Raw genomic sequence first — 21,271 nt, 5'->3', positions numbered from 1 at the left:
CATCTTGCGGCTCGCCAACGGGCAAGCCTCGGATTTAGTCCGGCAAAAGCCGGTTAAGTGCCATCAGTCGGCACGTACCAGTGTGGGTTGACCAAGGTTGGCAAGCCGCACGCTGCTCTGCAGCTGCTCAGCCTCGCCCTGGTTGCTGATCGGCCCCATTCGGACCCGATGCAGAATCTGCTGGTCGCGTACCACTGAGCTGATGAACACCGGCACACTGCTGGTCTGGCTCAGCTTGGACTTGAGCAGCTCCGCAGCGTCCGGATTGGCGAAGGCTCCCACCTGGAGATACAGGCCAGAAGCTCCGAGTGAATCGTTTTTTTTTGCGTCGATCTGTACCGGCACCACCGCAGCGGCGTGCTGAGCAGGCGGCGGCGCGTACTTCTCGACGGCAGGCGCTGCTGGCTGGGCCGCCGGCTGGGCGACGGCTGCCTTGGCTGGCTGGTTGTTGGCCAGCACCAGCGGCACCGGACGACCCTGCTGCGCCCACCACTCATGCGGATCGATGCCTTCGACCTTGACCCGCGCCGTGCCTTTCTCGGCATAGCCAAGCTTCTTCGCCGCCGCGAAAGACAGGTCGATGATGCGGTCCGAATAGAACGGCCCACGGTCGTTGACTCGCAGGATCACGACCTTGCCGTTCTCCAGGTTGGTCACGCGCACGTAACTGGGCAGCGGCAGGGTCTTGTGCGCAGCGGTCATGCCGTACAGGTCGTAGGTCTCACCGTTGGCTGTGGCCTGGCCGTGGAACTTGGTGCCATACCAGGACGCCGGGCCGACCGCCTGATAACGGCGCGCGTCCTGGATCGGGTAGTACTGCTTGCCGAACACCACATAGGGGCTGGCCTTGACCGGCCCGTAGTGCGGCATGGGAATGGCATCCTGAATCTTGGAGACGTCGACGTCCCACCAGGGCGCGCCATCACGATGCGGGCGGTTGAAATCGTCCGGCCCGGAGATACCGGCCGACTGCCCGGGCGCGGTGCCTGGCTGCGGCGCCCGATTGGAGGAGCAGCTCGCCAGCAACAGCGCTGCCGTTACGCAGGCTGCCAGCGGCAGCAGTTTTGATGCACTCATCGATTACCCCGTGCTTCGACCAGCAGCTCGGCCAGTTGGTTGACTGCCATGGCATACATCACGCTGCGATTGTAGCGGGTGATGGTGTAGAAGTTGGGCAAACCGAACCAGTATTCGTCGCCTTCGGCACCTTCCAGACGAAACGCGGTGACCGGCACGTCTTCAGCCAGCTGGTCCTGGCTGCTCCAGCCCAGCTCGCGCAGCTCGGCGACGTTCTTCACCGGATCCAGGCCCTGGGTCAGGCCTTCGTCGACACGCGCACCACTGACCTCAACGCGACTGGCGACCTGGCCACCGGCCTGCCAGCCGTGACGTTTGAAATAGCTGGCGACACTGCCAATGGCATCGGTCGGGTTGCTCCAGATGTTGATATGCCCGTCGCCGTCGAAATCCACGGCGTAGGCGCGGAAGCTGCTCGGCATGAACTGCGGCAGGCCCATGGCCCCAGCGTAGGAGCCTTTGAGCGAGAGCGGGTCGACCTGCTCTTCACGGGTCAGCATGAGAAACTCACGCAGCTCCTTGCGGAAGAACGGCGAGCGCGGCGGATAATCGAACGCCAGGGTGGACAACGCGTCCATCACGCGCCAACTGCCGGTGTTGCCGCCGTAGAAGGTCTCTACACCGATGATCGCAACGATGAACTGCGGTGGCACGCCGTACTCGGCCTCGGCCTTCTCCAGCGCCGCCTGGTTCTTGCTCCAGAACTCAACACCCTGGGCGATACGCTTGTCGGTGATGAAGATCGGCCGGTATTCCTTCCAGGGTTTGACCTTCTCGGCCGGACGCGAGATGGCGTCGAGAATGGCCTGCTTGCGCTCGACACCGGCGAACAGCGCGTACAACTGCTCGCTGGCAAAACCGTAGTCACGGGTCATTTCCTCGACGAACTCGGTCACCTGCGGCGAGTTCTGGTAATCGGCCGCCAGCGCCTGGGCACTGTTGCCGAGCATGCCGGCGATGCCAACGCCAATGAACGTACGAGCTGCCCAACTGCGCAGAGAATGCATTAACTCAAAACCCCCAAAATCAAACCTGAGCGATCCACTTTCTATGAGTGTGAATCGCCATCAATATCCCGAAGCCTGACAACAGCGTGACCAGATGGGTTCCGCCATAACTAATGAAGGGCAGCGGAACCCCAACCACCGGCAGCAAACCACTGACCATGCCGATGTTGACGAATACGTAGACGAAGAAGGTCATGGTCAGCGCCCCGGCCAGCAGCTTGCCGAACAGCGTCTGCGCCTGGGCAGTGATCACCAGGCCGCGCGCCAGCAACAGCATGTAGAGCAGCAACAGCAGACAGACACCGACCAGGCCGAACTCCTCCGCGAGCACGGCAATGATAAAGTCCGTATGGCTTTCCGGCAAAAAATCCAGGTGCGACTGGGTGCCCAGCAACCAGCCCTTGCCCAGTACGCCACCGGAGCCGATGGCGGCCTTGGACTGGATGATGTTCCAGCCTGCGCCGAGCGGATCGCTCTCCGGGTTGAGAAAGGTCAACACGCGGCGTTTCTGGTAGTCGTGCATGAGGAAGAACCACATGCCCACGGCAATCGGCACCACCGCTGCCGCCGCCCCCAGGATCCAGCGCCACTGCAGCCCCGCCATGAACACGACGAAGCCACCCGAGGCGAGAATCAGCAGCGAGGTGCCCAGATCCGGCTGCTTGGCGATCAGCACCACCGGCACGATGATCATGGCCAGACTGACGACGATATGCTTGAAGCGCGGCGGCAGGTTATGCCGCGACAGGTACCAGGCGATGGTCATCGGCATGATGATCTTCATCAGCTCCGAGGGCTGGAAGCGAATCACCCCGGGGATGTTGATCCAGCGCGTAGCGCCCATGGCGGTGTGCCCCATGACCTCCACCACCGTCAGCAGGGCGACTCCGATCACGTAGGCCAGCGGCACCCAGCGCGCCATGAAGCGCGGGTCGAACTGGGCGATGACCACCACTGCAACCATGCCGATGCCGAAGGACGATGCCTGCTTGATCAGCAGCTCGACGTTCTTGCCACTGGCCGAATAGAGAATGAACAGGCTGCCGGTCCCCAGAATCAGCAACAGCAACAGCAACCAGCCATCGATATGCATGCGCTGCAACAGGCTGGCGCGACGGCGCAGGACGTCTTCGTCGGACAGGGTACGGTCGAAATTGCTGATCATCGCTGACTGACCTCGGCAGGCGTGGGCAAGGCGAACTCGGCCTTGAGCTGACCGGTATTTTTATCCAGCAGCCAGGCATCCATTACCTGCTTGACCACTGGCGCGGCGACGCCGGAACCGGACTCACCGTTCTCCACCATCACCGCGACGGCGATCTGCGGGTTGTCCGCCGGCGCAAAGCCGATGAACAACGCATGGTCACGGTGGCGCTCCTGCACCTTGTTACGGTCGTACCTCTCACCCTGCTTGATCGCGACCACCTGCGCCGTCCCGCTCTTGCCAGCGATGCGATAGACCGCGCTGTCGCCCACCTTGCGCGCCGTGCCGCGAGCACCGTGCAGCACTTCTTCCATGCCGTGAATGCCGTATTCCCAGAACTTAGGATCACGCAGGACGATATCCGGAATCGGGTTGGGGTCCACCGGCTGGACACCGCCGACACTCTTGGCCAGGTGCGGACGAATCCACTTGCCACGCGTGGCCATCAAGGTGGTGGCCTGCGCCAGCTGCAGCGGCGTGGTCTGCATGTAGCCCTGACCGATGCCGAGAATCAGCGTCTCGCCCGGATACCAGGGCTGGCGGAAGCGCGCACGCTTCCAGTCGCGCGATGGCATCAGGCCCGAGGTCTCCTCGAACATGTCCAGCGCCACTCGCTGACCGAGACCGAAGCGGCTCATGTAGTCATGCAGACGGTCGATGCCCATCTTGTGCGCCAGCTCGTAGAAATAGGTGTCGTTGGAACGGGCGATGGCCAGGTTGAGATCGATCCAGCCGTCACCGCTGCGGTTCCAGTTACGGTACTTGTGGCTGTTGTTGGGCAACTGGTAGAAGCCCGGGTCGAATACCCGTGTGGCCGGGGTGATCACCCCGGCATCCAGCCCCGAGACGGCGACCATCGGCTTGATGGTCGAGCCCGGCGGATAGAGGCCACGCAACACCCGGTTGTACAGCGGCTGGTCGATGGAGTCGCGCAACTCGCCGTAGGCCTTGAAGCTGATCCCGGTGACGAAGGGGTTGGGGTCGAAGCTCGGCTGACTGACCATGGCCAGTACCTCGCCAGTCTTCGGCTGGATCGCGACCACCGCCCCGCGCCGCCCGCCCAGGGCATTCTCGGCCGCTTCCTGCAGGCGCGAGTCGAGACTCAGGACGATGTCCTTGCCCGGCTTCGGATCGATACGATTGAGCACCCGCAGCACGCGGCCACGGGCGTTGGTTTCGACCTCTTCATAGCCGACTTCGCCGTGCAGCTCATCCTCGTAGAAGCGCTCGATACCGGTCTTGCCGATATGGTGAGTGCCCGCATACTCGGTCGGATCCAGGCGCTTGAGCTCCTGCTCGTTGATCCGCCCGACGTACCCCACCGAGTGGGCAAAGTGCTCCTGCAAAGGGTAATGACGCACCAACTGCGCAGCCACCTCGACACCCGGCAGACGGAACTGATTGACCGCGATGCGGGCGATCTGCTCCTCGGAAAGCTCGAACAGGATCGGCACCGGCTCGAACGGGCGCCGCCCCTGGCGCACCCGACGGTCGAACAGAGCACGGTCTTCCTCGGTCAGGTCGAGCACCTCGACCACGGTATCGAGCACCTGCTGCCAGTCGCCGGCACGCTCGCGGGTCACGGTCAGGCTGAAGCTGGGCCGGTTGTCGGCGATGATCACGCCGTTACGGTCATAGATCAGCCCCCGGGTGGGCGGAACGGGCTGTACATGGATACGGTTGTTTTCCGCCAGGGTGCTGTGATGCTCGTACTGAACCACCTGCAGGTAGTACATGCGCATGATCAGCACACAGGTCAGCAGGACGATCACCACGCCGCCGACGACCACCCGGCGCTTGACCAGGCGAGCGTCCTTTTCGTGATCCTTGAGGCGAATCGGCTGCGGCATCGTGGACTACTGGCTCACTTGTGGTACGGATGGCCGGACAGCACGGTCCAGGCCCGGTAGATCTGCTCGCCAAGCAGGATACGCACCAGCGGATGAGGCAGGGTCAGCGGCGACAGCGACCAGCGTTGCTCGCTGCGCGCACAGACCTCCGGCGCCAGCCCTTCCGGGCCGCCGACCATGAGGTTGACGTTGCGCGCATCGAGGCGCCAGCGATCGAGCTCCGCCGCCAATTGCTCGGTGCTCCATGGCTTGCCATGGACCTCCAGCGTGACGATACGTTCGCCGGGCTGCACCTTGCTCAGCATGGCCTCGCCTTCCTGACGGATCAGGCGGGCAACGTCGGCGTTCTTGCCGCGCGTGTTGAGCGGAATCTCCACCAGCTCCAGCGGCAATTCGGCCGGCAGACGCTTGACGTACTCCTGCCAGCCCTCCTCGACCCAGCGCGGCATGCGCGAGCCGACGGCGATCAGTTTGATCCGCACGGCTTGCGCTTACTCTGCGCTGTGCTGGGCGCGGCTCTGCTCGGCGCCCTGCCACAGGCGCTCGAGGTCGTAGAACTGACGTGCGGTCGGCAGCATCACGTGCACGACGATATCGCCCAGGTCGAGCAGGGCCCATTCGCCGCTGTCCAGACCTTCGCTGCCGATCGGCCGCACGCCCTGCTCCTTGACCTTCTCCAGCACGTTTTCCACCAGCGACTTGACCTGACGGCTGGAGCTACCGCTGGCGATCACCATGAAATCGGTGATGCTGGTCTTGTCCTTGACGTCGATCACGGTGATGTCGGTCGCCTTGATCTCTTCCAGCGCCGCCACGGCGATCTTGACCAGCTCTTCGCTGGGCATGTTCTGCTTGCTCATAAAAACTCATTTGCCTCGTGTAATGGACGCCAGCGCACATGCACGGCGTTTCAAGCATGGGACGCACGGTACAGATCGTGCGCCTGGATATAGGCCAGTACCGCATCGGGCAGCAGATAACGCGCCGAGCGGCCGGTTGCCAGTAGATGGCGAATCTGCGTGGCGGAAATCGCCAACGGAGTCTGCCAGATGAAACTGATTTGCCCGCCAGCACCCTCCAGGCTCAGAGGGTCGCTGACACTGCGCGCCGCCAGCAGATCGCGCAGGGCCTCCGGCGCCTCGCTGTCGGCATCCGGCCGCTGCAGCACCAACAGATGGCAATGCTCGAGCAACTCCTGCCAGCGATGCCAACTCGGCAAGCCGCAGAAGGCATCCCAGCCAAGCAGCAGGAACAGCTGATCGTCGTCTGCCAGCTCGGCACGCACCGACTCCAGCGTGTCCAGGGTGTACGACGGCTTGTCGCGGCGCAGTTCGCGGTCATCGACCGTCAACCGCGTCTCGCCAGCTACCGCCAGCTCGACCATGGCCAGACGCTGTTCCGCCGTCGCCTGCGGCGTATCGCGGTGCGGCGGCCTGGCGCTGGGGATCAGCCGCAGTTCGTCCAGCGCCATGAATTCGGCCACTTCCAGCGCAGCACGCAGATGCCCGATATGCACCGGGTTGAAGGTACCGCCGAGCAGGCCGATGCGTCGGGCGCCGAGTCCTTTCATTTATGTACGAATGTGTCCGTCGCCGAAGACCACGTACTTCTCACTGGTCAGCCCATCCAGCCCGACCGGGCCACGAGCGTGCAGCTTGTCGGTGGAGATGCCGATTTCCGCGCCCAGGCCGTATTCGAAACCATCGGCGAAGCGGGTCGAAGCGTTGACCATCACCGACGCGGAATCCACTTCGGTGAGGAAGCGCCGCGCATCGCTGAAGTTCTCGGTGATGATCGAATCGGTGTGCTGCGAGCCGTAGTGATTGATGTGCTCGATGGCCGCATCCAGCGAGTCGACGATGCGAATCGCCAGGATCGGCGCGTTGTACTCGGCGAACCAGTCGTCCTCGCTCGCTTGCAGCACGTCGCTGCCGAGCAGTTCGCAGGTGGCGGCATCGCCACGCAGCTCCACGCCCTTGTCGCGGTAGATGGAGGCCAGCGGCGGCAACACGCGTGCGGCGATGGCCTGGTGTACCAGCAAGGTTTCCATGGCGTTGCACGGCGAGTAGCGCTGAGTCTTGGCGTTGTCGCAGACGCGAATGGCCTTGTCGAGATCGGCCGCGACATCGACATAGACGTGGCAGACGCCGTCCAGGTGCTTGATCACCGGCACCTTGGCGTCGCGACTGATGCGCTCGATCAGGCCCTTGCCGCCACGCGGCACGATCACGTCGACGTATTCGGGCATGGTGATCAGCTCGCCGACCGCGGCGCGGTCGGTGGTTTCCACCACCTGCACGGCGGCAGCCGGCAGATCGGCCTCGGCCAGGCCCTGCTGGATGCAGCGGGCAATCGCCTGGTTGGAATGAATGGCCTCGGAGCCGCCACGCAGAATGGTGGCATTGCCCGACTTCAGGCACAGGCTGGCGGCATCGATGGTCACGTTCGGACGCGACTCGTAGATGATGCCGATCACCCCCAGCGGTACGCGCATCTTGCCGACCTGGATGCCGGACGGCAGGTAGCGCATGCCCTGAATCTCGCCGATCGGGTCAGGCAGGGTCGCCACCTGGCGCAGCCCTTCGATCATGCTGTCGATCACCTTCGGCGTCAGCGCCAGGCGATCGACCATGGCCGGCTCCAGACCACTGGCGCGGGCGGCGGCCAGGTCCATTTCATTGGCGGCGGCAAGCTCGGCGCGGGCGGCGTCGAGGGCATTGGCGGCGGCCTGCAGCGCGCGATTCTTCTGCGCGGTGCTGGCGCGGGCGAGCACCCGCGAAGCCTGGCGGGCGGCCTGGCCCAGGCGGGTCATGTATGCGTGCACGGACTCGGTCATGGCGGCGGAGGTCTGGCAGTTGGAAAAAGGGGCTGATTATAGCGGGCTCGCAAGTCCGCGCCCAGCGGCGTCTGGCAAGCGGTAGACAGCACGTTCGCCAGAACCCGGCGGTAACGCCGGCAGCCGCGCTGCAAAGGCGCTTGTAGCGCAACGGTGACACCCACGCACAGAGGCCGCCCGAAGGTTGGGTAAACAAATCGCCGCCTGATGTTTACCTTGCAATCGAGGTTTTGCCGAAGCCGGCGAGACGGCGCCGAGTGCCGCCCCACCAGAACAACGATAAAAGCCCCTGGAGTGCACCCCATGCGTTACCGCACCGACTACAGCGCCGCCCTGCTCGCCAGCCCGCCTGAAGTGATCGAGATCGCCGGTTGGCGCCTCCACTACCAGGCCTACTCCAAACGCCAGCGCGACGCTCGCGCACCGGTGCTGATGCTGGGCGGGGCGTTCCAGAGTTTTCGTTCCTTTGCCGCGGAAGTCGACGAGCTGCTGGTGGAGCACCCCGTGATCCTGCTCGACCTGCCCAGCCAGGGTGGCAATCTGCAGCTGGCCCCCGAGCTCGGCCTGGAACAGCTGGCCGACCTGATCGCCGCCTTCGCCGAGCAACTGCGCTTGCCACCACTGATGCCCATCGGCCTGTCCTATGGCTCGGCACTGGCGGCGCTGTTCGCAGCGCGCCATCCGCAGCGTTGCGCGCGCCTGCTGCTGGCCGGCATCACCGCCTTCGGCCGTCCAGGCGCTCGGAGAATGCTGGAGGAAGGCCTGGCCCTGCTCGAGGAAGGCCGTAGTGGCGAGTTCGCCCATGGCGCCGTATGCGGCCTGCTCAACCCGCTGCAACTGCAGGCGACCGGCATTTCGCCGGTGTTTCGCAAGGCGCTGCTACGGCAGATTCAGCGTCTGTCACCGACCGAGGTAGAGCGTTATCGGCAGAACAGTCAGCGTCTGTTGGCATTCGGCGGCTTCAGCCAGCACCCGCAATGCCCGACCCTGGTACTGGCCGGCGAACATGACCACTTCACCCAGCCCTGGGAGCACGCCCACTTCGCCGCCGCCTGCGCCAGTGCCGACTGCGTGCTGATCCACCATGCCGACCACCTCGCCCAGTTCGAACAGCGCGAAGCCTGCGCCGCGCTGTACCGTCCGTTTCTTGGCGAGCGGGCTCTGCCCCTGCGCAGCCCGGGCAGCACGCGCCTGCAGGGCGAGCAGCTACTGCAGTTGGAGAAACGTTGCGAACCCCGCCTTGCGCCACGCCAGCGTCAGGCGCGGCTGCAGCATGCGGAGGGCCAGCAATGGGTAGTGGAGCTGAGCGAACTGGGCTTCTTCGGCGGCCAGCTGCAAGGCGACCTGCCTCGTGACCTGCCGCTGCGCGGCTGGCAACTGAGCTACGCCGGCCTGCCGCACCAGCCGCTGTTGCCACTGCGCCAGGACGAGCAGGGCCTGGCCTTCGTCTTCCCGCATACCGATGCAGAGGCCTGCCTGGCGCTGGCCGAGCGTATCCATCCAGCGCCCCTGCCGACGGCCGCGTGCGCCTGACTCGGGCCACGTATCGAGCCGCGCGAGGCGCTAAACCTGCGCCTGAATCACCCGCACCAGTCCGGGCAAACGCGACGGCTTGAGGCCCAGGCTGGAGGCATCGGCGCTGGGGTCGAGCACCTGAACCTGAGCGAAGCCGCAGCGCTGGAAACCCGCGACGATCTCGTCGTGACTGCGGTAATGCAGTGGATAGCTGCCGCGGGTCAGCCTGCCGATCAGCTCGACGCCCCAGCGCAGCTGGCGATAGCGCGGATGTTCATGCAGATCCGGATAAAGCTCGGTCAGATAGATCGCACTGGGGAAATCACTCAGTTCGCTGGCAAGCCGGCTCCAGAAGCCCTCGATCAGCGCCAGCGGGAAGTAGTTGACCAGCCCCTCGGTGATCACCACCACCGGCTGACTGCGGTCCAGATCCGCGAACAGCGTGTTGAGTTTCTGATTGCCACGCTCGGCGAGAATGTCCACTGCACACACCCGATGCCGACCATCCAGCCAGCCTTCGCCATGCAGCAGCAGACGCTTGCGCGCCGCCATGGCCGGCAGATCGGCCTCCAGGTATTGCAACTGAGGGTAACGCGAGCAAAAGCGGCGACCACGCGGCGACAGGCCACAGGCGATTTCCACCACCTGGCGCACCCCTTGCCGCTCGATGGCGGCGCTGAGCTGCGCATCGATCTGCAGGTGCCGTTGCAGCAGCAATGCCTCGATATCCAGCCCGAAACCAGCCCTGGCCCCCCAGGCCAGCGGCCACAGCAACTTGTGCACGAGGCTGCCGAACGCGGTGACGAAGGCGGGCTCGGCGAGGCGGTGGCGATACCAGACGTAACCGGTGTAATGCGCCGACGGGCTGATATGGGCGCTGCTGGCTCGGGCGCGTTCAGGCATTTTTAAGGCTCTTGTTGTTATGCTCGCGCGCCCAGACTATGCCTGCTTGAGTGAATACGACAGTTCATGCCCGCCGAACCCACCCTTAGTTTGCCCTGGCCCGGCGCCCGGCCGTTGCCTGATGCCTTTTTCGACCGCGACGCGCAGCTGGTCGCTCGCGAACTGCTCGGCAAGGTGATTCGCCACCGCGTCGGCGCACTGTGGCTGAGCGCAAGAATCATCGAGACCGAGGCCTACTATCTGGTCGACAAAGGTAGTCATGCCTCGCTCGGCTACACCGAAAAACGCAAGGCGCTTTTCGCTGACGGCGGGCACATCTACATGTACTACGCACGCGGCGGTGACTCGCTGAACTTCAGCGCCCATGGGCCGGGTAATTCGGTGCTGATCAAATCCGCCCATCCCTGGCTCGATGCCGTCAGCGGCGCCGATGCCCTGGCCGCGATGCAGCGCAACAACCCCGACAGCCAGGGCCTGCCACGCGCGCCGGAACGCCTGTGTGCCGGGCAGACCCTGCTGTGCAAGGCGCTTGGCCTGAAAGTGCCGGACTGGGATGCACGCCGCTTCGATCGGCAACGGCTGTTCGTCGAGGATGTCGGCGAACGACCGCAAGCGATCATCCAGTGCGCGCGCCTGGGCATTCCCAAGGGGCGGGACGAGCACTTGCCGTACCGTTTCGTCGACGCCCGGTATGCCCGTCACTGCACGCGCAACCCTTTGCGCCGAGGACAGGTCGAAGGGCGTGACTATCGATTGTTGAACCTCTCTGGAGCAGAGCGATGAGCGTCTGGCTGGACAACCTGACCACCTGGCTGAGTGGCAACCCGCAATGGCTGGGTGTGGCGATCTTTCTCATCGCCCTGCTCGAATGCCTGGCCCTGGTAGGCATTGTGCTGCCCGGCGTGGTGCTGCTGTTCAGCGTCGCGCTGCTCGCCGGCAGTGGTGTACTGACGTTGCCGCAAACATTGTTGCTGGCCTATGCCGGCGCGCTGTGTGGCGACCTGATTTCCTACTCGCTGGGCAGACGTTTCAAGCACGACATCGGCCGCCTGCCAGTGCTGCGTCGCCATCCGCAGTGGATCCTGCGCGCCGAGCTCTATTTCCGTCACTACGGCGTGGCCAGCCTGCTGGTCGGTCGCTTCATCGGCCCGCTGCGCCCCATGCTGCCGTTGGTGGCCGGCATGCTGAACATGCCGCTACTGCGCTTCATTCTGGTCAGCCTGGTGGCGGCGGCCGGCTGGGCCGTGGCCTACCTGTTGCCGGGCTGGGCAACCGGCGCCGCGCTGCGCCTGCCGATGGCGGAAGGTTTCTGGACCGAAGCGGCGGTGCTGCTGGCCGGTATCGGCATGATCCTGCTGCTGACCATTCAGGCCAGCCTGGCGGAAAAACCACGGGCCAGCCTGCTGGGCGGCGGCCTCAGCCTGGCGCTGCTGATAGCCATCGTCATCGGTTGGCCGCATCTCGATGCACTGGATCAGGGGTTGATGACCCTGGTGCAGGAACAGCGCCAGGCGCACCTGGATCAATGGATCGGCACTCTGACCCGACTTGGGGACTTTCATATCCAACTGGTGGCGGCGGCAGTACTTTGCACCCTGCTGCTGCTGGCGCGCCGCTGGCGCCACCTGCTTTTTGCCGGTTCGACCCTGCTGGTCACCGCTATCGGCAACACCACACTCAAGCACGGATTCGCCCGGGCGCGGCCCGATGTGCTGAGCGAGCCACTGAGCACCTTCAGCTTTCCCAGCGGCCATAGCTCGGCAGCCTTCGCCTTCTTTCTGGTTCTCGGGGTACTGGCAGGGCGTGGTCAATCCGCACGCCTGCGCCTGGCCTGGCTGACAGTGGCGTGCCTGCCAGCCGCGGCGATTGCCTTGTCGCGGGTCTATCTGGGCGTGCATTGGCCCAGCGATATCATTGCCGGATCCCTGCTGGCCTCCGCCGTCTGCGGCCTCAGCCTGGCCCTGTGCCAGCGCCAGGAGCCGTTGCCGGCGCTGCCGGCCCGCCTGTGGTGGATCATCCTGCCGGCCTGCCTGGCGGTACTGGGCGGCATGGCGACCTGGCAGCTGTCCAACGCGCTACTGCGTTATGCCTACTGACCTGTCGCCTCAGGCATCGCCCTGCAGTTGCTCCACCATGGCCTGCAGCTGGCTCAGGCGCAGCTCGGGGTCGTCCAGTTGCAGCAACTGCAGCTTCTGCCCGGGTTCCAGCGGCAGCAGATAGGCGAGCTGATTGGCCAGCTGCAACTGGCCACTGGGCAACCCGGCCATGCCCAGCCCTTCCACCAGCGGGTGCTGGGCCAGGGCCGAGAGCAGCGCCGCCAGGTCAGCATGTTCGCCGAGCAGCGGAAGCTCTTCATGCTCTTCGAGCCATTCCACGTCGGCGATGGTCAGCTGGTCCGGCAGCACCTGGGCGCGTCCCACCTTGAACCGACGACCGCCTTCCACGCGAATCCCGAGCAGGCCGTTGGGACGCTGCTGGAAGTCGCGCACCAGCGCCTCGCAGCCGATGGCAGCGAAACGACTGGCGGCCTCCCCCACTTCCTCGCCCTCGACGATGCACACCACGCCGAAACCGCTGCCCTGTTTCATGCAGCGGCTGATCATGTCCAGGTAGCGCGCCTCGAATATCTGCAGGTCGAGCACGCAGCCGGGAAACAGTACGGTGTTGAGCGGAAACAGTGGCAGATTCATGGTTTAAAGGCCTGCTATCAATGCAATGGTGCCGGGGCAACAGAGATTGCCGCGCAGGCTCTCACAGGAACAGGACAATCGCCAGAGGCAACAACACGGCCGTGATCACGCCCATCAGGCTCATCGCCAAGGCGGCGAAGGCACCGCACTCGTCGCTCTCCTGCAGCGCTCGCGCCGTACCCACGGCATGCGCGGTCAGGCCCAGCGCCATGCCCTGCGCGGCGGGGTGATGAACCCGGCACAGGCGCAGGATGGTCGGCCCGACGATGGCGCCGATGACCCCGGTGATCATCACGAACACTGCCGCCAGCGCGGCGATACCGCCGATCTGGTCGGCCACCAGCATAGCGATCGGCGAGGTGACCGACTTCGGTGCCATGCTCATCAGCACCAGTCTCTCGGCGCCGAACAACCAGGCCAGCCCTGCGCCGAGCACGGTGGCGAAGGTGCCGGCGATCAGCAGGGTCAGGATGATCGGCCAGAACAGCTGGCGAATCCGCCGCAGATTGAGATACAGCGGTACGGCCAGAGCCACGGTGGCCGGGCCGAGCAACAGGGTCATCGCCGCGACGCTGTTGCGGTACTCGGCGAAGCTCAGGCCACACAGCAGCAGAATGCCGATCACCGTGAGCATCGAGACCAGCACCGGCTGCAGGAACACCCAGCGGGTGCGCTCGTAGCCGGCCATGGCCAGCTGATAGGCGCCCAGGGTAATACCGATGCCGAACAGCGGGTGATGGGTCAGCGCCTGCCAGGCGCCCAGCCAATCCGGACTCATGCGTCCTCCCCGCGCTGCTGGCGCTCGATCAGTTTCTGCATCAGCCAGCCGGCGAAAGCCAGCGACAGCAGCAGCGACAGTACCAGGGCACCGACCACGGCCCAGAAATCGGCGGCGATATCACTGGCATAGACCATCACCCCCACGGCAGGCGGCACCAGGATCAGCGGCAGATACTTGAGCAGGCTGCTGGACGCGATACTGAGCGACTCGCCCACCTCGCCACGCAGCATGAGAAAAACGAACAACAGCAGCATGCCGATAATTGGCCCTGGCAGCATCGGCAGCAGCAGCACATTGAGGACGGTACCCAGCAACTGGCACAGCACCAGCCAGGAAAGGCCGCGAAGCAGCATGTTTGTGGTCTCCAGAAGACGAGCGATGACCGCGAGCGTTGCTTACCAGCAAACCGCTGAAAAATGCACATGGCTTTCCAGCGGCCTACTAGAGGGGATTCCGGGCATCTATTGGGGCATGTCGGCCATTATAGGCCCGATCCCCCTTCACTGGCCCCCGTATTGCTTCGTCGAGCAGGCCTATGCCTCGTCATTCATCACGCCTAGGCAAGCTTGACCCGCTGCCGCCCCCATGATCATGTAGGCCGCAACGGTTTCACGCACACAAGAAAAACACCCGCGTCCTCAAGGAGGAACTATGCCGTTAGTACCCGTAGCAGAGCTCAAGGACTATGTAGGCAAGGAACTCGGCAAGTCCGAGTGGCTGAGCATCGATCAGGAGCGCATCAACCAGTTCGCCGAGTGCACCGGCGACCACCAGTTCATCCACGTCGACCCGGAAAAGGCCAAGCTGACCCCCTTTGGCACCACCATCGCCCACGGTTTCCTGTCACTGTCGCTGATACCGATGCTGATGGAAAAGATCATGATCCTGCCGCAGGGCCTGAAGATGGCGGTGAACTACGGCCTCGACAGCGTGCGCTTCGTCCAGCCGGTCAAGGTCGACTCCAAGGTGCGTCTGGTGGTGACGCTGATCGAAGCCACTGAGAAGAACCCCGGTCAGTGGCTGCTCAAGGCTCGGACCGTGCTGGAGATCGAAGGTCAGGAGAAACCGGCCTACATCGCCGAACCGCTGACCCTCTGCTTCGTCTGACATCCGCGCGTTCCCGTTTCCGGCTTCAACCGTCGAAACGGGAACCGTCTCGCATCGGCAAAGCGTGCGATGCGGCAGCGCAAGCGTCCAGGCTTGCGGCATACTGCCGCCCAAAGCACCGACCTGGACGTCCGTCATGAATCCTCTCGCCTTGCGTTTGCTGCCGCTGTGCCTCTCCCTGCTGATCGCCGGTTGCGACGAAGCACGCCCGCTGCTGCCAGCCAATGCCACCCTGCCGGATGGCGGCCAGTATCGCGGCGAGATCGTCGACGGCCTGCTGCAGGGCCCAGGGCGCCTGGACTACCGTAATGGCAGCTGGTTCGTCGGCCAGTTCAAGGACGGCATGCTCGAAGGCAGCGGTGAGTGGCAGGGCCCCGGCGGCGAACACTACCTGGGCGAGTTCCACCAAGGCATGTTCCATGGCCAGGGCACCCTGACCTACAGCGACGGCAGCCGTTACCAGGGTGGCTTCGAACGCAACCGATTCAGCGGCGAAGGCCTGCTCGAACAGGGCGGCCAACGCTACCAGGGGGAGTTTCTCAACGACCGCTTCCACGGCCTGGGCAAACTGGAAATGACCGATGGCAGCAGTTTCCAGGGCCAATTCGTCAACGGCCAGCAGGAGGGCCAGGGCGTGCGCAGCGACGCCTATGGCAATCAGTACAGCGGCGTATTCGTCCAGGGCCTGCTCAGCGGCCAGGGCAGCTACCGCAATGCCGATGGCGACAACTACAGCGGCGGTTTCCTCAACGACGAATTTCACGGCAAGGGCCGTTACCAGAGCGCCAGCGGCGAACTCTGGGCCGGCGAGTTCGTCGAGGGCGTGCTACAGGGCCCTGGTGAATATACCGACGACGCCGGCACCCGCTACCTCGGCGACTTCGCCGACTGGCAATACGAAGGCGAAGGCCTGCTCACCCTGCCCGACGGCAGCGCTTACCGAGGTCGCTTCTCGGGTGGCGAATACAGCGGCAAAGGCACGCTGACCCTGGCCGATGGCAGCCGCCAGTCCGGCACCTGGCAAAGCGGCCGTCTGGTGCGCGACGAGCAGGGGCAGGTCCTGCCTGACAGCCTCGAGCTGGGCCTGCTGCTGCAAGGACAGCTGCTCGACCAGGCCATTGCCGCCATCCCGGCCTCGACGCCGGCACGCGAACTGTATGCGCTGACCCTGGCCGGCGACGGCAAGCAAAGTGTGTTCATGCGCGAGGCGGACTACGTCAGCCGGCTGATGCGCGAGCGCTTCGGCGCCTATGGCGGCATCACCCTGGTCAACCACCGCGACCATCTCGCAGACCGCCCGCTGGCCACCCGCGAGAACCTCACCCGCGCGGTCCAGGCGCTGGCCGAGCGCAGCGGCGAGGAAGACCTGATCTTCATCTATCTGACCAGCCACGGCTCGCGCCGCCACGAACTCAACCTCGACCAACCGCGCCTGCAACTGGCCGATCTGCCCGCCAGCGAACTGGCCGCCCTGCTCGCCCCCCTCAAGCAGCGCGACAAGGTAGTGGTGATCTCCGCCTGCTATTCCGGTGGTTTCATCCCGCCGCTGAAAGATGAAAAGACCCTGGTGATGACCGCCGCGCGCGCCGACCGGGTGTCCTTCGGCTGCAGCGAGGAAAACGACTTCACCTATTTCGGCCGCGCCCTGTTCGCCGAAGCCCTCGGCGAAACCGACAACCTCGAACGGGCCTTCGAACTGGCCAAGGAACGGGTCGCCGAGCGTGAGCAGAGCGACGGCTTCGAACCGTCCGAACCGCAGATCTGGGCGCCACGCGGCGTCCTCCAGCACTGGCGTGAGCTGCGCCAGAGCCAGGCCGAACGTGCGCTCGGCGCCGTGGCCAACGCTCCGGCCAAGGACTGACAGGCCGTTGAAAAACACAGGAGAGCCAGGCAAGACGGTTTTTGACGCAGCATTGCCAACGCACGACTGCATGCAGAAAGCCAAAGCCGAGGTAGTTTTTCAACAGCCTGTTAAGCTGAACTGTAACGAACAAGAGACGACTGCATGTACCTGACCCCGCAGCACATCCTTATCGCTGGCGCCACCGGACTCACCGGCGAGCACCTGCTCGACCGTCTGCTCAGCGAGCCGACGGTCGCCCGCGTGCTGGCGCCGACCCGCCGCCCCCTGGCCGCGCACCCTCACCTGGAAAACCCGGTGGGTGAACTGCTGACTCTGCTGCCGCAACTGTCCGGCCAGGTCGACACCGCTTTCTGCTGCCTGGGCAGCACCATAAAGCAGGCCGGCTCGCAAGAGGCCTTCCGCGCCGTCGACCACGATCTGGTACTGGCCTTCGCGCGCCGCGCTCGCGAGCTCGGCGCGCGGCATCTGGTGGTGATCAGCGCCCTGGGCGCCAACGCCAATTCGTCGGTGTTCTACAACCGCGTCAAAGGCGAGACCGAAGAAGCGCTGAAAGCCATGGACTGGCCGCAGCTGACCATCGCCCGCCCGTCGCTGCTGCTCGGCACGCGCCATGAGTTCCGTCTCGGTGAGCGCCTGGCGGCGCCGCTGCTGCGCTGGTTGCCAGGCAAGTACCGCGGCATCGACGCCTGCGCCCTGGCCCGCGCCCTGTGGCGTCTGGCCCTGGAGGAGGAAGACGGTGTGCGCGTGATAGAGTCTTCCGACCTGCGCCGCCTGGGGCGCTGATGCCGTGGATGATGCGATGAAACCGACAAGCCTGATCGAGGCCCTGCAAGACGCCGACATGCTGGAGATCGATGGCCTGTATGCCTGGCAGTTCGACCTCGACACCGAATTGCTGGCGCAGATCAGCGCCGGCACGGCTGGCAGCGACAGCTCCGCCAAACCCTTGCTGCAGGTGCACTGCATCGATGGCCGCGAGCGCCGTCTGTGGAAGTTTTCCCTGGCTTCGGTGCAGGCCGCACGCTACAGCGAAGCGGACGACAGCTGGCAGATCGAAAGCAACGAGGTCAGCCACGCCCTCAAGTGTTTCGCCGCCTATCGTGGCGACAACGACGAGGACGACGAAGGGCAAGACGAGGCCTGAGCCATGGGCCTTTATGACCGCCATATCCTGCCGCATCTGATCGATTTCGCCTGCGGCATGGGAGCGGTCATGAAGGCCCGTTCGCAAATCGTGCCGCTGGCGCACGGCCGCGTGCTGGAGATCGGCATCGGCAGCGGCCTCAACCTGAGTTTCTACGATCCGCAGCGGGTCGAGGTGGTCGTTGGCGTCGACCCGTCCGCCGCCATGCAGCGCCTGGCCCGCGAACGCGCCGCACGCTGCCAGGTGCCGGTGGAAATGATCGCCCTGGAGCTGGGCCAGATTCAGGCCGAGGACGCCAGCTTCGACGACATCGTCTGCACCTTCACCCTCTGCACCATCCCCGATGCCGTCGCCGCCCTGCGCGAAATGCGCCGCGTGCTCAAACCCGGTGGTCGCCTGCTGTTCTGCGAACATGGCCTGGCGCCCGACCTGCCAGTGGTGCGCTGGCAACGCCGGCTCACCCCGCTGTGGAAGCCTGTGGCTGGCGGCTGCCATCTGGACCGCGACATACCTGCGCTGATCGCCGCCGGTGGCTTTCACATCCGCCAGCTGGATAGCGGCTACCTGAAGGGGCCAAGGCCCATGACCCATGTCTTTCGCGGCTGGGCCGACTAGCAGCGCGCGACTCGCATCCTCCGTATAGACAGCCATACTGCAGAGCAGATTGTTGGAATTCTGCGAATGGAAATCGACTTGCGTATGTACACCCTCTCCCTGCCACGCCTCGCGCCCCTGTTGCTGTGCCTTGGTCTGCTCAGCTGCACCTTCAGCCTCGCGGCTGAAGCGCGAACCGTAAGGGTCGGCGTGTACGCCAACGAGCCGAAGATATTTGCCGATGGCAACGGGCAACCATCGGGCATTCTCGGCGAACTGCTGCAGGCCATCGCCAACGAGGAAGGGTGGCAGCTGCAGGCAGTGCCCTGTACTTGGCAGCAATGCCTGCAGATGGTGCAGGGCGGCGAGATCGATCTGCTGCCGGATGTGGCCTTCAGTGACGAGCGGGCGAAGACGATGGACTTTCACCAGATTCCGTCGCTGTTCAGCTGGTCGCAGCTTTTCGCCCACGAGACGCTCCAGCTGGGCAGCGTGCTCGACCTGCGCGGCCTGCGTATCGCAGCCCTGCAGGGGTCGATCCAGTACCAGTACCTGCAAGACCTGCTCGACGGCTTTGGCCTGCAGGCACAGATGATTCCACTCGACGACCTAGGCCAGGGCTTCACCATGGTCCTCGACGGCAAAGCCGATGCGGTGGTGGCCAACCAGCTGTTTGGTGACTACCACGCGGCCCGTTACCACCTGAACGCGACCCCGATCATGTTCCAGCCCGCGCAGCTGTTCTACGCCACGCGCAAGGGCAGCAACGGCGAGCTGCTCAGTGCCATCGACCGTCACCTGAAGTCCTGGCAGTCATCGCCCAACTCGATCTACTTCCAGGTGCTGCACCGCTGGAGTGGCGAAGCTCATAGCCACAGCGTTCCCGTCCTACTCTGGTGGGGCCTGGCGCTGCTGGTCGCACTGCTGAGCCTGGCCATTGGCGGCAGCCTGCTATTGCGCCGCCAGGTTGCCGACAAGACCCGTCACCTGAAGACCAGCGAAGCGCGCCTGAACACCATCCTCGACAGCGTCGAAGCGCATATCTACATCAAGGACCCGCAACTGCGTTACCAGTACGCCAATCGCAAGGTCTGCGAACTGTTCAGGCGCAGCGCCGAGCAGGTCATCGGCCACACCGATACCGACTTCTTCGACGACGATACAGCGCAAGCGCTGGGTATCAACGACCGGCGCGTACTGGCAGGCGAACGCATCGAAAGCGAGGAAACCAACCGCGACCGCCAGGGCCGCAACGAGCGCACCTACTTCTCGGTGAAGCTGCCGCTGCGTGCAGCCGACGGCAGTATCTACGCGCTGTGCGGTATTTCCACCGACATCACCGAGCACAAGAAGAACCTCGAGCAGATCCATCAACTCGCCTACTACGATGCCCTCACCGGCCTGCCCAATCGCCGCCTGTTGCTCGAGCACCTGCAGTTCGCCCTGGCCCGCCGCAAACGCAACCAGCGCGAAGGCGCTCTGCTGTTCATCGACCTGGACAACTTCAAGCTGCTCAACGACACCCTCGGCCACGACATGGGCGACCTGCTGCTGCAACAGGTCAGCGAGCGCCTGCTCAGCCAGATACGCCTCGAGGACAGCCTGTCGCGCCTGGGCGGCGACGAGTTCGTCTTGATTCTGGAAAACCTCGAGCCCGAGCCACAAGCGGCCATCGCCGCCATCGAGCAGGTCGCCGACAAGCTCCTGCGCGCCCTGGCCACCCCGTTCGAGCTGCCCGGCTACAGCCACAGTGGCAGCGCCAGCATCGGCGTAGCGCTGTTCTCCCAACCCCACGAGAAGCCCGAGGAACTGCTCAAGCACGCCGACCTGGCCATGTATGAAGCCAAGGCTGCCGGGCGCAACACCCTGTGCTTCTTCGACCCGCGCATGCAGCAGGCACTGGCGGCACGCGCCACCCTGGAACATGAGTTGCGTCGCGCCTTGAGCGAGGGCCAGTTGCTCCTGCACTACCAGCCTCAGGTCAATGAACAGGGTGAGCTGCTTGGCGCCGAAGCCCTGGTGCGCTGGCAACATCCGCAGCGTGGTCTGGTGCCGCCCGGCGAGTTCATTGCGCTGGCTGAAAGCACCGGGCTGATCCTGCCCATGGGGCGCTGGATCCTGCACACGGCCTGTCAGCAACTTGCATCATGGGCCAGTGATGCGCAGCGCGCCGAGCTGACCGTGGCGATCAACGTCAGCGCCCGCCAGTTCCATCACCCTGACTTCGTCGCCGACGTGCTCGCTGCACTCAAGGAAACCGGAGCCGACCCGCACAGGCTCGAGCTGGAGCTGACCGAGAGCCAGCTGGTTCAGGACATCGAAGCGCTGATCGACAAGATGGTGCAACTCAAGGCCCATGGTGTGCGCTTCTCGCTGGATGATTTCGGCACCGGTTACTCATCGCTCAGTTACCTGAAGCGCCTGCCACTCGACCAGTTGAAGATCGACCGCAGCTTCGTCGGCGATCTGCTCGACAATGCCAGCGACACCGCCATCGTGCGCACCATCCTCGCCCTGGGCCAGGCGCTGGAGTTGCGGGTCATCGCCGAAGGTGTAGAGAGCCAGGCGCAGCGTGATGCCCTGCTAAGCCTGGGCTGCCGTTACTTCCAGGGCTACCTGTATGGTGTCCCGCAGGTGCCCGAACGCATCGGCGTCTATGGCGAAAGCACCCTCGACCTGCCACCGGGCGCGGCCTGAGA

At 64.6% G+C, this 21,271-nt stretch carries 21 protein-coding genes; 9 read left to right on the top strand and 12 right to left on the bottom strand.

All coding sequences use genetic code 11. The annotated features are described in order from the left end of the window. Window positions 1-63: 63 nt before the first annotated feature. From ACN8M7_RS15965 to ACN8M7_RS15930, 8 genes are all read right to left on the bottom strand, one after another. Window positions 64-1,077 carry a septal ring lytic transglycosylase RlpA family protein gene (locus ACN8M7_RS15965; RefSeq protein ID WP_490261402.1) on the bottom strand — a complete coding sequence of 338 codons (1,014 nt, stop codon included), beginning with the start codon at window positions 1,075-1,077 and terminating at the stop codon, window positions 64-66. Beyond that, window positions 1,074-2,084 (bottom strand): lytic murein transglycosylase B, encoded by a 1,011-nt coding sequence (gene mltB / locus ACN8M7_RS15960; RefSeq protein WP_061240832.1) that lies wholly within the window; start codon window positions 2,082-2,084, stop codon window positions 1,074-1,076. The genes ACN8M7_RS15965 and mltB overlap by 4 nt, the downstream gene beginning before the upstream one ends. Window positions 2,085-2,103: 19 nt before the next feature. After that, window positions 2,104-3,207, bottom strand: coding sequence for a rod shape-determining protein RodA (gene rodA / locus ACN8M7_RS15955; RefSeq protein ID WP_197432208.1), 1,104 nt, complete (start codon window positions 3,205-3,207; stop codon window positions 2,104-2,106). A 38-nt stretch (window positions 3,208-3,245) separates the two neighbouring features. Further along, a complete protein-coding gene (gene mrdA, locus ACN8M7_RS15950) occupies window positions 3,246-5,138 on the bottom strand; it encodes a penicillin-binding protein 2 (protein ID WP_490261401.1) in 1,893 nt (630 codons plus the stop codon). A gap of 14 nt (window positions 5,139-5,152) precedes the next feature. Then, entirely contained in the window at window positions 5,153-5,620 is a 468-nt protein-coding gene (gene rlmH, locus ACN8M7_RS15945) for a 23S rRNA (pseudouridine(1915)-N(3))-methyltransferase RlmH (protein ID WP_013717179.1), read from the bottom strand. 9 nt (window positions 5,621-5,629) lie between these two features. Next, a complete protein-coding gene (gene rsfS / locus ACN8M7_RS15940; RefSeq protein WP_003240193.1) occupies window positions 5,630-5,983 on the bottom strand; it encodes a ribosome silencing factor in 354 nt (117 codons plus the stop codon). Window positions 5,984-6,048: 65 nt separating this feature from the next. Next, on the bottom strand, window positions 6,049-6,708 hold the full coding sequence (gene nadD / locus ACN8M7_RS15935) for a nicotinate-nucleotide adenylyltransferase (RefSeq protein ID WP_061240829.1): 660 nt from the start codon (window positions 6,706-6,708) through the stop codon (window positions 6,049-6,051). After that, on the bottom strand, window positions 6,709-7,974 hold the full coding sequence (locus tag ACN8M7_RS15930) for a glutamate-5-semialdehyde dehydrogenase (protein ID WP_490261400.1): 1,266 nt from the start codon (window positions 7,972-7,974) through the stop codon (window positions 6,709-6,711). Window positions 7,975-8,277: 303 nt separating this feature from the next. Between ACN8M7_RS15930 and ACN8M7_RS15925 the strand changes: the two genes are divergently transcribed. Beyond that, window positions 8,278-9,507 (top strand): alpha/beta fold hydrolase, encoded by a 1,230-nt coding sequence (locus ACN8M7_RS15925; protein WP_490261399.1) that lies wholly within the window; start codon window positions 8,278-8,280, stop codon window positions 9,505-9,507. Between the two features lie 30 nt (window positions 9,508-9,537). Here ACN8M7_RS15925 and ACN8M7_RS15920 read toward each other — a convergent pair whose 3' ends face one another. Continuing rightward, entirely contained in the window at window positions 9,538-10,392 is an 855-nt protein-coding gene (locus tag ACN8M7_RS15920) for a class I SAM-dependent methyltransferase (RefSeq protein ID WP_490261398.1), read from the bottom strand. 66 nt (window positions 10,393-10,458) lie between these two features. Between ACN8M7_RS15920 and ACN8M7_RS15915 the strand changes: the two genes are divergently transcribed. Further along, window positions 10,459-11,175: a DNA-3-methyladenine glycosylase gene (locus tag ACN8M7_RS15915; protein WP_490261397.1), complete on the top strand. Its 717-nt coding sequence runs from the start codon at window positions 10,459-10,461 to the stop codon at window positions 11,173-11,175. Further along, window positions 11,172-12,488, top strand: a complete 1,317-nt coding sequence (locus ACN8M7_RS15910; RefSeq protein ID WP_490261396.1) for a bifunctional DedA family/phosphatase PAP2 family protein — start codon at window positions 11,172-11,174, stop codon at window positions 12,486-12,488. Before ACN8M7_RS15915 ends, ACN8M7_RS15910 begins: the two co-directional genes overlap by 4 nt. Before the next feature lie 9 nt (window positions 12,489-12,497). Here the strand turns inward: ACN8M7_RS15910 and ACN8M7_RS15905 are convergent, their stop codons facing one another. From ACN8M7_RS15905 to ACN8M7_RS15895, 3 genes are all read right to left on the bottom strand, one after another. After that, on the bottom strand, window positions 12,498-13,082 hold the full coding sequence (locus ACN8M7_RS15905) for an LON peptidase substrate-binding domain-containing protein (protein WP_490261395.1): 585 nt from the start codon (window positions 13,080-13,082) through the stop codon (window positions 12,498-12,500). Window positions 13,083-13,143: 61 nt separating this feature from the next. Beyond that, the gene (locus ACN8M7_RS15900) at window positions 13,144-13,860 is read right to left on the bottom strand and encodes an LrgB family protein (RefSeq protein WP_061240822.1); all 717 of its coding nucleotides are present in this window, start codon (window positions 13,858-13,860) and stop codon (window positions 13,144-13,146) included. Further along, a complete protein-coding gene (locus ACN8M7_RS15895) occupies window positions 13,857-14,216 on the bottom strand; it encodes a CidA/LrgA family protein (protein ID WP_061240821.1) in 360 nt (119 codons plus the stop codon). Before ACN8M7_RS15895 ends, ACN8M7_RS15900 begins: the two co-directional genes overlap by 4 nt. Before the next feature lie 298 nt (window positions 14,217-14,514). Here ACN8M7_RS15895 and ACN8M7_RS15890 point away from each other — a divergent pair, with 298 nt between their 5' ends. The 6 genes from ACN8M7_RS15890 to ACN8M7_RS15865 all read left to right on the top strand — a co-directional run bounded on the left by ACN8M7_RS15890 (window position 14,515) and on the right by ACN8M7_RS15865 (window position 21,269). Further along, on the top strand, window positions 14,515-14,970 hold the full coding sequence (locus ACN8M7_RS15890; RefSeq protein ID WP_061240819.1) for a MaoC family dehydratase: 456 nt from the start codon (window positions 14,515-14,517) through the stop codon (window positions 14,968-14,970). Between the two features lie 136 nt (window positions 14,971-15,106). Continuing rightward, window positions 15,107-16,831, top strand: a complete 1,725-nt coding sequence (locus ACN8M7_RS15885; RefSeq protein ID WP_490261394.1) for a C13 family peptidase — start codon at window positions 15,107-15,109, stop codon at window positions 16,829-16,831. 144 nt (window positions 16,832-16,975) lie between these two features. Next, on the top strand, window positions 16,976-17,617 hold the full coding sequence (locus ACN8M7_RS15880; RefSeq protein ID WP_490261393.1) for an oxidoreductase: 642 nt from the start codon (window positions 16,976-16,978) through the stop codon (window positions 17,615-17,617). A gap of 16 nt (window positions 17,618-17,633) precedes the next feature. Then, window positions 17,634-17,978, top strand: coding sequence for a DUF5629 family protein (locus ACN8M7_RS15875; RefSeq protein ID WP_061240816.1), 345 nt, complete (start codon window positions 17,634-17,636; stop codon window positions 17,976-17,978). A gap of 3 nt (window positions 17,979-17,981) precedes the next feature. Continuing rightward, window positions 17,982-18,593 (top strand): class I SAM-dependent methyltransferase, encoded by a 612-nt coding sequence (locus ACN8M7_RS15870; protein ID WP_061240815.1) that lies wholly within the window; start codon window positions 17,982-17,984, stop codon window positions 18,591-18,593. Window positions 18,594-18,659: 66 nt separating this feature from the next. Continuing rightward, window positions 18,660-21,269 carry an EAL domain-containing protein gene (locus ACN8M7_RS15865; protein ID WP_490261392.1) on the top strand — a complete coding sequence of 870 codons (2,610 nt, stop codon included), beginning with the start codon at window positions 18,660-18,662 and terminating at the stop codon, window positions 21,267-21,269. The last annotated feature ends 2 nt before the right edge of the window (window positions 21,270-21,271 follow it).

The organism is Pseudomonas spartinae, assembly GCF_965197125.1.
GTDB lineage: Bacteria > Pseudomonadota > Gammaproteobacteria > Pseudomonadales > Pseudomonadaceae > Aquipseudomonas > Aquipseudomonas composti_A.
The sequence above is the reverse complement of the archived record's forward strand: the minus strand, read 5'-3'. Positions and strand labels throughout refer to the sequence as shown.